Below are 13,712 nucleotides of genomic sequence, written 5' to 3'. Positions count from 1 at the left end.
GCGCCTGCTGCCCGTGTCAGCCGCGCCGCGCGCGCATCGACTCGGCAAACCGCTGGAACAGGTACAGGCTGTCCTGCGGCCCCGGGGCTGCCTCCGGGTGGTACTGGACCGAAAAGACCGGGCGGTCGGCCATGCGGATGCCGCAATTGCTGCCGTCGAACAGGCTGACATGGGTTTCCACCACGCCTGCGGGCAGGCTTTGCGAATCGACGGCGAAACCGTGGTTCATCGAGGTGATCTCGACCTTGCCGGTCTCGACATCGCGGACGGGATGGTTCGCGCCGTGATGGCCGTGGCCCATCTTGACGGTCGTTGCACCAAGCGCCAGCGCCAGCATCTGATGGCCCAGGCAGATGCCGAAGATCGGCATGTCGCGCGCCAGAAGCCCCTGGATCATCGGCACCGCATAGGCGCCGGTGGCCGCCGGATCGCCCGGACCATTGGACAGGAAGACGCCCTCGGGCTCGTGGGCCAGCACTTCCTCGGCGGTGGCCGAGGCGGGCAGGACGGTGACCTCGGCCCCATGCGCGACCAGCGAGCGCAGGATGTTGCGCTTGGCGCCGTAATCCAGGGCCACGACCTTGAAGGGCTTGTCCTGGGGCGAGGTGCCGAAGCCCGCGCCCCATTGCCACGCGCCTTCGTCCCACCGATAGCTTTGCGCGCAGCTGACATCCTTGGCCAGATCCAGACCCACCAGTCCCTTCCAGTCGCGGGCGCGGGCAATCATGGCCGCGATGTCGAAATTGCCGTCCGGGTCATGGGCCAGCACCACATGGGGGGCGCCCTGCTGGCGGATCGCGCGGGTCAGGCGGCGGGTGTCGACGCCGCCCATGCCGACCCGTCCGCGCCGGGCCATCCAGCCGGTCAGGTCCGAGGCGGCGCGCCAGTTCGACGGCTCGGTCGGATCCCACCGCACGATGATGCCGCTGGCGACCGGATCGGGCGCCTCGTCATCCTCGGGGGTGACGCCGGTATTGCCGATATGGGGAAAGGTGAAGGTCACGATCTGGCTGGCATAGGAGGGATCGGACATGATCTCCTGATAGCCGGTCATGGCGGTGTTGAAGACCAGTTCGGCCACCACCTCGCCCGGGGCGCCGAAGCCCTGGCCATAGAAGACGGTGCCATCGGCAAGCGCCAGGCAGGCGGTCGGTTTTGCAGCCATGTCGGCACCTCTGGTGTGAAATCAGCCGGTGGATAGTGGGGTGGGGGCGCAAGGTCAACCCGCCCCGGCCCGGTGCCGCCGCTTGAACAGGCGGCCCTGCAGGGCTAGATGCCAGTCTTTCCGGCGCATTCCGCGCCCTGGGTCTGGAGACGATCATGGAATTGCGAGCCAAGCTGCAAGCCGCGACCAAGGAGGCGATGAAGGCCAGGGACAGCTCCCGCCTGTCGACGCTGCGCCTGATCGGCGCCGCCGTCAAGGACCGCGAGATCGCGGCGCGCGGCAGCGACGGGGACGGCACCCTGACCGAGGCCGACCTGATCGCGATCCTGTCGCGCATGGTCAAGCAGCGCCAGGAATCGGCCCGGGCCTATGAGGAGGGCGGGCGGCTGGAACTGGCCGCGAAGGAGGAGGAGGAGATCCTGGTCATCCAGGAATACCTGCCCCGCCAGATGAGCGCCGAGGAAACCGTGACCGCCATCGACAAGGCCATCGCCGATCTGGGCGCCGAGGGCATCCGCGACATGGGCCGCGTCATGGCCACGCTGAAGGAACGTCACGCCGGGCAGATGGATTTCGGCGCCGCCGGTCCGGCCGTCAAGGACCGCCTGCTGGCCTGAACTTTCCGTTTCGACCGGAGTTTGGCGGGAAGGAGGTGTGTTCATGCCCGCCAGATCCAAAGCCCAGCAACGTGCCGCCGGTGCCGCCCTGTCCGCCAAGCGCGGCGAGACGAAGGTCGGCGACCTGAAGGGAGCGTCGAAGGACATGTATGACAGCATGTCCGAGGACGAGCTTCAGGATTTCGCCGCGACCGAACTTGACGACCTGCCCGATCACGTCGACGACGCCTGAGACGCGGCGGGGCTTGCCCCGATCGCCTCAGCGCAGATGCGACAGGCGGCGCAGCAGCTCGTCGCAGAGATTGCGGCGTTCGTCGGGGGTGAGGAACGCCCCCAGCTCGACCTCGCGCTGCCCGTCGGACAGGGTCAGATAGGCCTCGACCGGTCCCTTGCGCAGGACCGGACGCACCCAATAGCTGTTCGTCTGCCAGATCCGCTCGGGCCTACCGGGATCGCTGCGGCGGATCTGCAGCCGGCTGCGGTCCATGACCAGCTCCTCGCGCGTCTCGCCGCTGCGATAGCTGCGCTGGATCGCGAACCACACGCCGCCCACCGTCAGCACCATGAAGGGCAACAGCCCCCACAGGACCCCCGTCCCCAGCACTGCCAGGATCGGAAGCGACAGGAACGCCGCCGTCACGGCGATGAACCCGACGAAGCCGCGCTTGGGCAGCGACCGGTGCGGCCAGAGGGTCAGGGTTTGCAAAAAGGCCCCGGACGTGTCCGGGGCCGCTTCTGTCCATCGATAAGGCATCGTCGGATCTGTCTCAGTGGGCCGAGCTGCGGTCCCAGTCCTCGCGCTTGGGCAGCTGCTCGAACGTATGCTCGGGCGGGGGCGAGGGCAGGGTCCATTCCAGCGTGTCGGCGTATTCGTTCCAGTAGTTGTTCTGGGTGATCTTCTTGCCGGCAAACAGGGTGTAGAACACGACCCCGATGAAGAACACGAAGGAGGCAAAGGACAGATAGGCACCGATCGAGCTGACCGCGTTCCAGAAGGCGAACTCGACCGGATAGTCGATATAGCGGCGCGGCATGCCCTGGCGACCCAGGAAGTGCTGCGGGAAGAAGGTCAGGTTCGAGCCGATGAACATCGCCCAGAAGTGCAGCTTGCCGGCCCATTCGGGATACTGGCGGCCCGACATCTTGCCGATCCAGTAATAGACCCCGGCAAAGATCGCGAAGACCGCACCAAGCGACATCACATAGTGGAAGTGGGCCACGACGTAGTAGGTGTCATGATAGACCCGGTCCAGCGGCGCCTGGCTGAGAACGACCCCGGTCACGCCACCGACGGTGAACAGGAACAGGAAGCCGAAGGCCCAGAGCATCGGCGTCTTGAACTCGACCGAGCCGCCCCACATCGTCGCGATCCACGAGAAGACCTTGATGCCCGTGGGCACGGCGATCGTCATGGTGGCCAGCATGAAGTAGCTTTGCTGGGTCAGCGACATGCCGACCGTGTACATATGGTGCGCCCACACGACGAAGCCCAGGATGCCGATCGCGGCCATGGCCAGGACCATCGGCAGATAGCCGAAGATCGGCTTCTTCGAAAAGGTCGCGATGACATGGCTGATGATGCCGAAGCCGGGCAGGATGATGATGTACACTTCCGGGTGGCCGAAGAACCACAGGATATGCTGGTACAGCACCGGGTCGCCGCCGCCGGCCGGGTTGAAGAAGTTGGTGCCGAAGTTGCGGTCCATCAGCAGCATGGTGATGGCGCCGGCCAGCACCGGCAGGGCCAGCAGGATCAGCCAGGCGGTGATGAAGACCGACCAGGCGAACAGCGGCACCTTGAACAGGGTCATGCCGGGGGCACGCATGTTCAGGAAGGTGGTGATGATGTTGATCGCGCCGACGATGGACGAGGCGCCCGAGACGTGCACGGCAAAGATCGCGAGGTCGGTCGAATAGCCGCCCTCGTTCGTGGACAGCGGCGGGTACAGCACCCATCCGATGCCCGATCCCAGCTGCTGGTTGCCGCCCGGCGACAGCAGCGAGGCGATGCCCAGCAGCAGGCCGGTCACATACAGCCAGTAGCTGAGGTTGTTCATGCGCGGGAAGCTCATGTCCGGCGCGCCAAGCTGCAGCGGCATGAAGTAGTTGCCGAAACCGCCGAACAGCGCCGGGATGACGACGAAGAACATCATCAGGACGCCGTGATAGGTGATCAGCACGTTCCACAGGTGGCCGTTGGGCGTGCATTCCGCCGACGCATCGGCAAAGAGCCGCGCGCCTTCCAGACACATGTACTGAACGCCCGGCTCGTGCAGCTCCATCCGCATGTAGACGGTGAAGCTGACGGCGATCAGGCCGGCCAGACCCGATGTGAACAGGTACAGGATACCAATGTCTTTGTGATTGGTGGACATGAACCAGCGGGTAAAGAACCCGCGGGTGTCATGATGGTCGTCATGGCCGTGTGCGGCTGCGTCTGCCATACCCGAACTCCCTCAAGATGTCGTCGACCCGGTCAGGCAGACCGGCATAATCACGCATTCTTTAGACCACCCGGGCGGACCGGGCAATGCGTCACAGTGGCCTTGAACGAAGAACGCCCCCACGCCACGACGGGCTGCGGGGGCGCAAGGCAGACGGAGGCGGCAGCGTGCCGCATCCGTCCCGTGCTGGCGTCACTCTGCCGGAGCATCCGGCGAGACGCTGACCAGATAGGCCACCAGATCCTCCTGGTTGCGGTTCAGCTTGAAGGTCATCTTGCTGCGGGCCGAATCATCGCCCGACTTCTCCTTCACCCAGGCCGTGGGATCGGTGACATAGGCGACCAGTTCCTCGGGGGTCCAGACCATGTCCGGATTGGCCTCGGCCGAGGCGATCAGGCCGTCGCCATAGCGGAAGCCCTCTTCCGCCGCGATGCCCGATCCAACGATGTTCCACAGGTTCGGGCCGGTCGCGCCGCCCCGGACGATGTCGGTGCCGGCATCGTCCTGGATCATGTGGCAGGCCCGGCACTTGCGGAATTCGCTTTCGCCCGCGGCGACATCGCCCATCTCCTGCGCAGTTGCGGGAATGGCTAGGGTCGCGCCCAGAAGGGCGCCGACAATGGCTGATCTCATGCTGTAGTTCCTCGCTCCGCCCCTCGGGGCCTTGGTCTCCCGAGGGCCAAGCTAAGGGCAAGTCGGCCGGAAAGGCCAGCCATCGAAAGGTCGCATCCGAAGAAGTGATGCAGAAATCAGGGAAAATTGTCGAAAAACGTCCGGCGCAGCGCGACATCCAGATCGGCCATCCCGACCGGCAGGCCCAGATCGACCAGCGAGGTCACCCCATGCCCGCTGATCCCGCAGGGCACGATGCCGTCGTAATGGGTCAGATCGGGATCGACATTGATCGACAGCCCGTGAAAGCTGACCCACCGCCGCAGCTTGACCCCGATCGCGGCGATCTTGTCCTCGTGGACGGACCCGTCGGGCAGGGCCGGCTTGTCGGGACGCGGCACCCAGACCCCGACGCGCCCGGCCCGGATCTGGCCCGAGACGCCGAACTCGGCCAGCGTGTCGATCACCCAGGCTTCCAGCTGCGCGACAAAGGCCCGCACGTCGCGCCCGCGCCGGTTCAGGTCCAGCATGACATAGGCGATTCGCTGGCCCGGCCCATGATAGGTATATTGCCCGCCGCGCCCGGTCGCATGAACGGGAAAGCGCGCCTCCAGCAGATCCGCGCCCTTGGCACTGGTGCCGGCCGTATAGATCGGCGGATGCTCGACCAGCCAGATGGCCTCGTTCGCCGCACCCGCCAGGATCGCGGCCACCCGCGCCTCCATGACCGAGACGGCCTCGTCATGGCCGGTCAGGCCCTTGCTGATGATCCATTCCACCATGGGGCCGATGTGGCGCGCCCCGGTCCTGCCGTCAATGGGCTGCTTGGGTCCGGAAATATCCCGGGGGGGGCGCAAGCCGGGGGGCAGCGCCCCCCTCGACGGCCGCCATCCGCAAATACCCCTTTCCATCGCCGCGGCCCTCGGCTATCAGGCGCGCACTGCCCGGATGCGGCCGTGGCGGAATTGGTAGACGCGCAGCGTTGAGGTCGCTGTTCCTTAACCGGAGTGGAAGTTCGAGTCTTCTCGGCCGCACCAAGGCAGGCTGTCCACGAGCGTCCTCGTGGCACCCCCCCTTTTCAGAAATCGAATCGCCGGACCATCGTGACACCCCCCGGGGAACGTCGCGACGACAGGGTCCTGCCGCCGCGTGTCGGTCAGTCGGCGATCCGTTCCACGGCGGCGCCCGCGCCGGTGGCGATCTGCAGCGCCGCCCATTCGCGGGCCGCGTCGTTGCGGGCCGAGGCGGCCTGCAGCCTTGCCGCCGCGCGCTGCCGGTCGGCATCCAGCAGATCGATCAGGGGCAGGGCCCCCGCCTCGAAATTCGTGCTGGCCAGATCATAGGCGCGGTCATAGGACGCCGCCGCCTGATCCAGCGCCGCGACCCGCTGGCGCAGCCGGCGCAGGTTCGACTGAGCGGTCTGCACATCCTCGACCGCCGCCGCGACCGACGAGCGCCAGGCCAGATCGGCCGAGCGCGCCTCGGACAGGCGCCGGATGCGGGAGGCCTGCAGGACGCCCTGATCGGCCACCGGCAGCGACAGGCGGGGGCCGAAGCCCCAACCCGTCGCCCCGCCCTGATCGCTGACCGTGCCGGTCAGCGACAGCGAGGGCAGCATGTCCGCCGTGGCCACGCCCACCGCCGCCAGCGCCTGCGACAGGTCCTGCTGGGCCGCCCGCACGTCGGGGCGGTTGCGCAGCAACTCGGCAGGCACGCCGGTGCCGGGCCCGGGCGGGATGCGCAGTGCGCCCGATCCGCCCTGCATGGTCGCCGTCAGCGGCCCGGCCTGCTGGTTCAGCAGCGTGGACAGGCGATAGACCTGGGCCGAGAACTGCGCTTCGAAGGCGGGCAGGTCGGCTTGGGCGGTCTGCAGCAGCGCCTCGGTCTGGGCGATGTCGTAATCGGTGGCCAGACCCAGGGACAGCATGTTGCGCGTCACCTCCAGCGTGGCCTCGCGCGCACGGATCGTCTCGCGCGTCAGGGCCAGCGCCTGCTGGTTGTAGCGCGCCTCGGAATAGGCGCCGATCACCTCGGCCAGCCAGGCGAGCCGGGTGACCTGCACCTGCGACTCGGCCGAGGCATAGGCCGCCGCCGCGCCCTCGCGCGCCCGCCGGGCGCCACCGAACAGGTCGAAGACGAAGCCCGCCGACAGATTGGCGGTGCTGGAATAGCCGGTGGACAGGCCGTCCCCGCCCGACCGGACGCGGCTGGCCGAGGCCGGTTCGCCCGTGATCTGCGCGGCCAGGGGCTGGGTCGCCTGCAGGTCGGCGGCGGCGGCGCGGATGCGCTCGTTGGCGGTGATGATGTCCAGGCTGGTGTCCAGCCCGTCCGCGATCAGCCGCGACAGGGTGCGGTCCTGATAGCCCGACCAGAAGGCATTGGTGCCGACCTGTCCCAAGGGCGCGGCGCCCCCCTCGTCGAAGGCCGCCTGAAGGCGGGTCTGGGGAAGCTCGGAAGGGTCCGGCCCCACCGCCGCGCAGGCCGAGATCATCAGCAGCGCCGTCAGCGACAGCGCCGCCCGTGCCGAATGAGAGAGTATCACGAGGTCTTTTCCTTTCGGGTCAGCATCGACCGCAGCTTCAGCACGGCAACATAGAAGACGGGCACCAGGAAGATCCCGATCACGGCGGAGGAGGCCATGCCGCCCAGCACCCCGATCCCGATCGAGTTCTGCGCCCCGGCCCCCGCGCCCGAGGCGATGGCCAGCGGCAGCACCCCCAGCATGAAGGCGAAGGTGGTCATCAGGATCGGCCGCAGCCGCTGGCGGGCGGCGATCAGCGCCGCATCGACCACCGACTTGCCCTCATGCACCTGGGACTGGGCGAATTCGACGATGAGGATGGCGTTGCGGGCCGCCAGCCCGATGGTCGTCAGCAGGCCCACCTTGAAGTAGACGTCGTTCGACTGTCCGAACCACAGGGCCGCCGCCAGCGCGCCTAGGATGCCCACCGGGACGGTCAGCATGACCGCCAGAGGCACCGCCCAGCTTTCGTAGAGCGCCGCCAACGACAGGAAGACGACCAGCGCGGACAGCGCAAAGAGCAGCGGCGCCTGATTGCCCGACAGGCGCTCCTGATAGGACAGGCCCGTCCAGGCGGTGCCGTAATTGCCGTCCAAACCGTCAACCATCTCCTGCATGGCGTCCATGGCCGCGCCCGAGGACAGGCCCTCGACGGCGGCGCCGCTCAGTTCCAGCGCGCGCGTGCCCCCGAAGCGGGCCAGGGCCTGCGGCTCCTGCTGCCAGCTCTGGTCCGAGAAGGCGCCGAAGGACACCATCTCGCCCTGATCGTTGCGCGCATACCAGCGGTCGATGTCCTGCGGCTGGCTGCGGGCCTCGGCCTCGCCCTGCACGATGACCGGGCGCAGGTCGGTGCCAAGCGAGAAGTCGTTCACGTCGCGGCCCGCGAAGATGACCGACAGCATGGCGTTGACCTCCTGGATCGACAGGCCGAAGGCCGCGGCCTTCTGCTGGTCGATGTCCAGTCGCAGGGCGGTCTGGGTCGCGGCCTCGTTGCCGCGCAGGTTGGTCACCCGCCCGTCGGCGGGCGCCCCGGCGACCAGATCGTCGGCGGCGGCGATCAGCGCGTCCTGGCCCTGGCCCGCCTGATCGACCATGTACATGGTGAAGCCCGACGAGGTGCCCAGGCCCTGGATGGCCGGCGGCTGCAGCACGAAGATGTTGCCTTGCCGGTTGGTGGTGAAGAAATAGCCGTTGGCCCGGCCCACCAGCGAGGCGATGTCGAAGCCCTCGCGCTGGTCGTAGTCGCGCAGTTTCACGAAGACCATCGCGTTGTTCTGGCCCGTGCCGCCGAAGCTGAAGCCGAGCGCGGCAAAGACCGATTCGACCGTGTCGGATTCCTCGGTCAGCAGGTAGGTCTCGACCTTCTCGACCAGGGCCTGCGTCTGCTGGGTGGTCGATCCGTCGGGGCCCTGGATGATGACCAGCGCCACGCCCTGATCCTCGTCGGGCAGGAAGGATCCCGGCAGGCGGTCGAACAGCGTCATGACGCCGAAGCCCACCGCGACCAGCACCAGCAGCATGCGCAGGGGCCGCTTGACCATCCGCGTCACGGCGCCGACATAGCCGGTATTGACCCGGTCGAGGTTGCGGTTGAACCAGCGCGCCGGGGCGATGCCGCCCTGTCCGTGCTTGCGCGGCTTGAGCAGGCTGGCACACATCGCGGGCGTCAGGATGACGGCAACGCCCAGGGACAGGATCATCGCGGTGATGATGGTGATCGAGAACTGTCGATAGATCACCCCCGTCGCCCCGGTCATGAAGGCCATGGGCAGGAACACCGCCGACAGGACCAACACGATGCCGACCAGCGCCGAGGTGATCTCGTCCATGCTCTTTTCCGTGGCCTCGACGGGGCCGAGGCCCTCTTCCTCCATCACCCGCTCGACATTCTCGACGACCACGATGGCATCGTCGACCAGCAGGCCGATGGCCAGCACCAGCGCGAACATGGTCAGGGTGTTGATGGTATAGCCCGCCACGGCGAGGACCGCGAAGGTGCCCAGCAGCACGACCGGGATCGCCACGACCGGGATGATCGTCGCCCGCCAGCTTTGCAGGAAGACCAGGATCACCAGAAAGACCAGCACCACGGCCTCGGCCAGGGTGTGATAGACTTGGCTGATGGATTCCTCGACGAAGGGCGAGGTGTCGTAGGGATAGACGATCTCGACGCCGGCGGGCAGGACGCCCGCCACCGAATCGATCGTCTCGCGCACCGCATGGGCGGTGTCGACCGCATTGGCGCCGGTGGCCAGGTTGACGGCAAAGCCCGCCGCCGGATTGCCATTGTGGCGCGATTCGCCGCCATAGCTTTCCTGGCCGATCTCGATCCGTGCCACGTCGCCCAGAAACACCGTCGAGCCGTCGGGATCGACGCGCAGCAGGATGCTTTCGAACTCGTCCACCGTGGTCAGCTGCGACTGCGCCGAGACCGACACGGTCAGCCTCTGGCCCGGGGTCGCGGGCTGCGCGCCCAGATCGCCCACGGTGACATTGGTGTTCTGCGCTGCGACCGCCGCCGTCACGTCGGCGGGGGTGACCTGATACTGGACCATCTTCATCGGATCCATCCAGATCCGCATCGCATAGCCCGACCCGAAGGTGTTGATCGAGCCGACCCCCGGGGTCCGCGCGACCGGATCCTCGATCAGCTGGGCGATCAGGTCGCCCAGCTCGACCGTGGAATAGCTGCCGTCGGGCGAGGTCAGCGCCCCCACCAAGAGGATCGACGAGGTCGAGCGCGCGACCTGCACGCCCTGCTGCTGCACCACGTCGGGCAGCTGCGAATTGACCAGCTGCAGATTGTTCTGCACCTGCACCTGCGCGATGTCGGCATCGACCGTGTCGTCGAAGGTCAGCGAGACCGAGGCCGATCCCGGCGTCGAGTTCGAGGTCATGTAGATCAGGCCGTCGATGCCGGTCATCGCGTCCTCGATCACGGTGGTGACCGAGCTTTCGACGACCTCGGCCGAGGCGCCGTTATAGGTCGCGCTGACGCTGACCGTCGTCGGCGCGATCTGCGGATACTGCTCGATGGCCAGGCTGCTGAGGCCAAGCGCGCCCACCAGCATGGTGATCAGGGCGATGACCCAGGCAAAGACGGGTCGGTGAATGAAGAAACGGGCCATGGGTCTGGGTTACTCCGTCGCGGGCGCGTCAGCGGGCGCCTCGGCGGCGGGGTCTGCCGCCGGCATGTCTGCGGGGGGTGCGTCCGCCGCCGGGCTCTCCGCGGGCGCGGCATCCGCAGTCGGGGGGGCATCCGTGGCGGGGGCATCGGCGTCGGGGGCGGCGGTCTCGCGCACCACGCCCTGGTCGTCGAAGGTCACCGGCACGCTGACGACCTCGGCGCCCTCGGTCAGGCCGGTCAGGCCGTCCACGACCAGAATGTCGCCATCCTCCAGCCCTTCGGTCACGATCCATTGCTGCTGATAGCTGCCATCCTCGGTCAGCGGGCGCTGCTGCACCGCGCCATCCACCACGACCCAGGCCGACAGGTTGCCGATCTTGTCACGGTTGGCCGCCGATTGGGACACGAGGAAGGCCTCGGTCACGCCCAGCTCGACCTGGCCGCGCAGGAACATGCCCGGCAGCAGCAGGTTGTCGGGATTGTCGAAGCGGAACCGCGTGTCGATCGACCCCGTCGAGGTCGAGACGGTCACGCCCGGCGCCACCAGCTCGCCCACCGCCTGGTATTCGCGGCCGTTCTCCAGCGTCAGGACGGCGTTCAGCTCGTCGTTCAGGCGCAGGTTGCCGTCATTGATGTCGTCCAGCACGCTGAGAAACCGCGATGAGGGCTCGTACATGTCCACCTCGATCGGGTCCAGCTGGGTCACCGTCGCCATCGCCTCGGCCTGTCCGGCGGTCACCAGATCGCCCACCGAGGCCGCCGCGACGCTGGCAAAGCCCGAGATCGGCGTGGTCACGGTGGTCCATTCCAGATCGGCCTCGGCCAGGGTCAGGTCGGCCTCGGCCGATTGCAGGCCGGCCACCGCCTGGTCCAGCGTGGCCTGCGCCTGCTCGACCTGGGCCTGTGTGGTGCCCGATCCCAGCAGCTGCTGCGTGCGCTCGAACGAGGACTGCGCCTGCGTGACCTGCGCGCGGGCCGAGGCGACCTGCGCCTCGGCGCCGGCCAGATTGGCCTGATAGGTGCGCTCCTCGATGCGGAACATCGGCGTGCCGGCCTCGATCAGCTGGCCCGGCGTGTAGAGGATCTCGGTGATGATGCCGCCGACGCGGGGCCGGATCGCCGTGTCCGAGGCCGCCACCGCCCGTCCGGGCAGGGTCACCACGCGGGGCACGCTCTGGCGGGCGACCTCGAGGACGCCGACCTGCTTGGGCGGCATTCCCCCGGCGGGCTGGGCCGTCGCGGGAAGGGCTGCAAGGACCGCGCCGGCCAAAGCCGCGCCGGATGCAAGGAGGGTCTTGTGCATGGTGATGGATCCCGATCAATCGCCCCGAGGGCGCCGTTGTCGGCTGCTCATTGCATAATTTTGCGGAGTGTGCAATATTTGCTTTTACCGCACGAGGAGGGTGCCCGTGAAATGACCATCAATCTGCGTGATCGTCGCCGACAGCAGACCGCCCGAGAGATCCAGCTGGCCGCGCTGCGCCTCAGCCTGTGCCTGGGCTATCCGGCGGTGACCACCGATTCCATCGCTGCCGAGGCGGGGATCAGCCCGCGCACCTTCTTCAACTACTATCCCAACAAGCAGGCCGCCGTGCTGGGCGAACCGCCCTCGCTGGATTGCGACTGCGCGGCCTGGCTCGTCACCTCGACGGCGCCGCTGCGCAGCGATCTGGCGCGACTTCTGGGAACGATGCTGGAGCAGAAGCAGCTGGACCGGCAGATCGTGCGGATGATCGAGCAGATCTGGGACAGCGCGCCTGAACTGATGACGATCTTTCGCAATTCGATGGACAGCATCGCGCTGGCCATTGGGCGCCTGCTGGAGGCGCGGCTTGGTCCCGACCGCCGGCTGGAGGCGATGCTGGTGGCGGAACTGGCCACCCATGCGCTGTCGAACGCGGTCCGGGCCTGGGCCGCGGACGAGACGATGAGCGTGGCCGACATCCCGCCCCTGATCGAGCGGCAGATGGCCGAGGTGGGCCAGCTGGTTCTCTGAAGCTCCCCTCCGAGGCGCCGATCCCGCGATCCTGTGACGGCGGCGGGCCTTAGCCTTGCGCTGCTTTCCCCGTGCTGCCTCGTGTGACAAGATCGACGTTGAGGGTGAGGGTCGTTTCGGGGGTTTGTCCTGCCATCCGGGCCAGAAGGGTCTCCGCGGCGCGGCGCCCGAGGCGGGCACGGTGCTGGCGGATGGTGGTGAGCCCGGGCAGGCAGAAATCGGCCATCTCGATATTGTCGAAGCCCATGACCGAGATGTCCTCGGGCACGCGCAACCCGGCAGCGATCAGCCCGGTCATCAGGCCGATGGCCATCTCGTCATTGTCGCAGAAGACCGCCGTGGGGCGCGTGGGCAAGGCCAATAGGCGCGCGGCGGCGTCGCGACCGCAGCGGGCGGTGAAGTCGCCGCTCAGGCTGTCGCCGGGTCCGGGGGCGGGCAGTCCGGCCTCGGCCAGGCCCTGCAGGAAACCCTGGCGGCGGGCGCGGGTCAGCGAGCTGTCTTCGGGGCCGGTCAGATGCAGGATTCGGCGATGGCCGAGCCCTGTCAGATGGGCGGCGGCCAGGCGCCCGCCGCCGGCATTGTCGGCCAGCACGCGCGGGGCGGCCAGCCCGCCGATCCATTCGCAGGCCTGCACCAGCGGCGGGCATCCGGGCCGGTCGAACAGCGCCGGGTCCAGCCGCCCGTCCAGCACGATCACCCCGTCAGAGCGGGATCGGTTCAGATAGGGGGCCAGCACGGTCATCGCGGGCTGATCGGGCACGGCGGTGGTGTCCATGACCAGCAGGCTCAGATGATGGCGGCGCAGCACCTCGGAGATGCCCGAGAGGATCTGCGCGAAGAACGGATTGGCGAGGTTGGGGACCAGCGCCAGCACGCCGCCGACCTGCTGCTGGCGCAGGTTCCGGGCGGTGAAGTTCAGGGTGTATCCGGTCTGCGCGATGGCCTCCTCGACGGCCTTGCGGGTGGCCTCCGAGACGATGGCGGGGTTGGAGAGGGTGCGGCTGACAGTGGCGACCGACACGCCCGCCAGCTTGGCGACATCGAGAATGCGGGGCGGACGGACTTGATCTGACACGGGAAACTCACCTTGGGGCCGGGGTGCGGCCAGCCTCACGCTTATCGCAAAAATGCATATTGTAAACCATTTCATCCTGTGGTTTCGTTGGATGAAACCGATTACACACTGTGGAGAGACGCGGAGTTGGGTCGGGCAAGGAGGAGCTTCGGGGA

At 67.7% G+C, this 13,712-nt stretch carries 12 protein-coding genes and 1 tRNA gene; 4 read left to right on the top strand and 9 right to left on the bottom strand.

Annotated elements, in window-relative coordinates:
- Positions 1-16: 16 nt before the first annotated feature.
- Entirely contained in the window at positions 17-1,165 is a 1,149-nt protein-coding gene (carA, locus tag FA743_RS12450) for a glutamine-hydrolyzing carbamoyl-phosphate synthase small subunit (protein WP_136886434.1), read from the bottom strand.
- 155 nt (positions 1,166-1,320) lie between these two features.
- Between carA and FA743_RS12445 the strand changes: the two genes are divergently transcribed.
- Together FA743_RS12445 and FA743_RS12440 are read left to right on the top strand one after the other, a co-directional pair.
- Positions 1,321-1,782, top strand: coding sequence for a GatB/YqeY domain-containing protein (locus FA743_RS12445; protein WP_136886433.1), 462 nt, complete (start codon positions 1,321-1,323; stop codon positions 1,780-1,782).
- Between the two features lie 43 nt (positions 1,783-1,825).
- Entirely contained in the window at positions 1,826-2,014 is a 189-nt protein-coding gene (locus FA743_RS12440; RefSeq protein ID WP_136886432.1) for a DUF3008 family protein, read from the top strand.
- 27 nt (positions 2,015-2,041) lie between these two features.
- Here the strand turns inward: FA743_RS12440 and FA743_RS12435 are convergent, their stop codons facing one another.
- From FA743_RS12435 to lipB, 4 genes are all read right to left on the bottom strand, one after another.
- The gene (locus FA743_RS12435; protein WP_425467185.1) at positions 2,042-2,488 is read right to left on the bottom strand and encodes a DUF2244 domain-containing protein; all 447 of its coding nucleotides are present in this window, start codon (positions 2,486-2,488) and stop codon (positions 2,042-2,044) included.
- Between the two features lie 61 nt (positions 2,489-2,549).
- Positions 2,550-4,226, bottom strand: coding sequence for a cytochrome c oxidase subunit I (locus FA743_RS12430; protein WP_136886430.1), 1,677 nt, complete (start codon positions 4,224-4,226; stop codon positions 2,550-2,552).
- Between the two features lie 192 nt (positions 4,227-4,418).
- Complete coding sequence (locus tag FA743_RS12425; RefSeq protein WP_136886429.1) at positions 4,419-4,859, bottom strand: c-type cytochrome; 441 nt, start codon at positions 4,857-4,859, stop codon at positions 4,419-4,421.
- A 116-nt stretch (positions 4,860-4,975) separates the two neighbouring features.
- A complete protein-coding gene (lipB, locus tag FA743_RS12420; protein WP_136886428.1) occupies positions 4,976-5,620 on the bottom strand; it encodes a lipoyl(octanoyl) transferase LipB in 645 nt (214 codons plus the stop codon).
- A 168-nt stretch (positions 5,621-5,788) separates the two neighbouring features.
- On the opposite strand from lipB, the gene FA743_RS12415 reads away from it, so the two are divergent.
- Positions 5,789-5,875: transfer RNA gene (locus FA743_RS12415), tRNA-Leu, on the top strand.
- Positions 5,876-5,994: 119 nt separating this feature from the next.
- Here the strand turns inward: FA743_RS12415 and FA743_RS12410 are convergent.
- The 3 genes from FA743_RS12410 to FA743_RS12400 are packed head-to-tail and all read right to left on the bottom strand — an operon-like array spanning position 5,995 to position 11,789.
- The gene (locus tag FA743_RS12410; RefSeq protein WP_246054949.1) at positions 5,995-7,380 is read right to left on the bottom strand and encodes an efflux transporter outer membrane subunit; all 1,386 of its coding nucleotides are present in this window, start codon (positions 7,378-7,380) and stop codon (positions 5,995-5,997) included.
- A complete protein-coding gene (locus FA743_RS12405; RefSeq protein ID WP_136886427.1) occupies positions 7,377-10,487 on the bottom strand; it encodes an efflux RND transporter permease subunit in 3,111 nt (1,036 codons plus the stop codon). Before FA743_RS12405 ends, FA743_RS12410 begins: the two co-directional genes overlap by 4 nt.
- 9 nt (positions 10,488-10,496) lie before the next feature.
- Positions 10,497-11,789 carry an efflux RND transporter periplasmic adaptor subunit gene (locus FA743_RS12400; protein WP_136886426.1) on the bottom strand — a complete coding sequence of 431 codons (1,293 nt, stop codon included), beginning with the start codon at positions 11,787-11,789 and terminating at the stop codon, positions 10,497-10,499.
- Between the two features lie 111 nt (positions 11,790-11,900).
- On the opposite strand from FA743_RS12400, the gene FA743_RS12395 reads away from it, so the two are divergent.
- A complete protein-coding gene (locus tag FA743_RS12395; RefSeq protein WP_136886425.1) occupies positions 11,901-12,482 on the top strand; it encodes a TetR/AcrR family transcriptional regulator in 582 nt (193 codons plus the stop codon).
- A gap of 49 nt (positions 12,483-12,531) precedes the next feature.
- Here FA743_RS12395 and FA743_RS12390 read toward each other — a convergent pair whose 3' ends face one another.
- Entirely contained in the window at positions 12,532-13,557 is a 1,026-nt protein-coding gene (locus FA743_RS12390; protein WP_211242267.1) for a LacI family DNA-binding transcriptional regulator, read from the bottom strand.
- Positions 13,558-13,712: the final 155 nt, after the last annotated feature.

Origin of the sequence: Paracoccus gahaiensis (assembly GCF_005048225.1) — a bacterium.
In the GTDB taxonomy this organism is placed as follows: domain Bacteria; phylum Pseudomonadota; class Alphaproteobacteria; order Rhodobacterales; family Rhodobacteraceae; genus Paracoccus; species Paracoccus gahaiensis.
The sequence above is the reverse complement of the archived record's forward strand: the minus strand, read 5'-3'. Positions and strand labels throughout refer to the sequence as shown.

Bases quoted from the DNA above. Each gene is read 5' to 3' on its own strand.
- FA743_RS12425 (WP_136886429.1), bottom strand. From the start codon at position 4,859: ATGAGATCAGCCATTGTCGGCGCCCTTCTGGGCGCGACCCTAGCCATT.
- FA743_RS12430 (WP_136886430.1), bottom strand. From the start codon at position 4,226: ATGGCAGACGCAGCCGCACACGGCCATGACGACCATCATGACACCCGC.
- carA (WP_136886434.1), bottom strand. From the start codon at position 1,165: ATGGCTGCAAAACCGACCGCCTGCCTGGCGCTTGCCGATGGCACCGTC.
- lipB (WP_136886428.1), bottom strand. From the start codon at position 5,620: ATGGTGGAATGGATCATCAGCAAGGGCCTGACCGGCCATGACGAGGCC.
- FA743_RS12445 (WP_136886433.1), top strand. From the start codon at position 1,321: ATGGAATTGCGAGCCAAGCTGCAAGCCGCGACCAAGGAGGCGATGAAG.
- FA743_RS12405 (WP_136886427.1), bottom strand. From the start codon at position 10,487: ATGGCCCGTTTCTTCATTCACCGACCCGTCTTTGCCTGGGTCATCGCC.
- FA743_RS12440 (WP_136886432.1), top strand. From the start codon at position 1,826: ATGCCCGCCAGATCCAAAGCCCAGCAACGTGCCGCCGGTGCCGCCCTG.
- FA743_RS12400 (WP_136886426.1), bottom strand. From the start codon at position 11,789: ATGCACAAGACCCTCCTTGCATCCGGCGCGGCTTTGGCCGGCGCGGTC.
- FA743_RS12395 (WP_136886425.1), top strand. From the start codon at position 11,901: ATGACCATCAATCTGCGTGATCGTCGCCGACAGCAGACCGCCCGAGAG.